Annotated in this window: 1 protein-coding gene; it reads left to right on the top strand. The window is 44.6% G+C overall.

The window, feature by feature from the left end; translation table 11 throughout:
* Window positions 1-767, top strand: a 767-nt coding sequence (locus AB6735_RS28010) for a glycoside hydrolase family 3 C-terminal domain-containing protein (protein WP_370999483.1), incomplete at both ends; no start/stop codon positions are given.

Raw genomic sequence — 767 nt, 5'->3', positions numbered from 1 at the left:
TTTGGCAAAACAGCCGGTATCAGTTTTGCGCAGGGTTACAGGGCCAATTACCTGGCAAGTAAAACCGACGAACAAAACCGAGGCTATGATAAACCCGATCAGAAGCTGATTGATGAGGCTGTAGCGCTTGCAAAGGCCAGCGATGTGGCTATTTTGTGTATCGGCTCAAATCGGGAATATGAGAGTGAAGGCCATGACCGTAAAAGCCTGGAATTGCCTTTTGGAGAGCAGGAATTAGTTAACGCGGTTACAGCCGTTAATCCGAATACCATTATTGTCATGATGGCCGGCGCGCCATATGATCTGAATGAAATCAAAAGATCAAATCATACGGTTGTCTGGTCATGGTTTAACGGATCAGAAGCCGGTAACGCGCTGGCCGATGTACTAAAAGGTGTTATCAATCCGTCGGGTAAGCTGCCGTTTACTTTTCCTGTATCCTTAAAAGATTCTCCCGCTGCTGCCTTAAATACTTATCCAGGTACCGGTGCTACAGCTGATTACAAAGAAGGTGTGCTGGTTGGCTATCGCTGGTATGATACTAAGAAAATTCAACCGCAATTCCCTTTTGGATATGGTCTTTCCTATACTGATTTTTCGTTCAGTAAACTTTCTACCAATAAACCAAGCTATAAAAAAGATGAAACCATCCATGCCCGGTTTAGGATCAAAAATACCGGAAGCAGATATGGAGCCGAAGTGGTGCAGTTATATGTAAGCGACCCGGTTTGTTCGGTATTGCGTCCAGAAAAAGAGCTTAAAGGGTT

The sequence above is a fragment of the Mucilaginibacter sp. RCC_168 genome, from assembly GCF_041355315.1.
Lineage (GTDB): Bacteria > Bacteroidota > Bacteroidia > Sphingobacteriales > Sphingobacteriaceae > Mucilaginibacter.
This window is presented reverse-complemented; position numbering and strand designations above follow the sequence as displayed.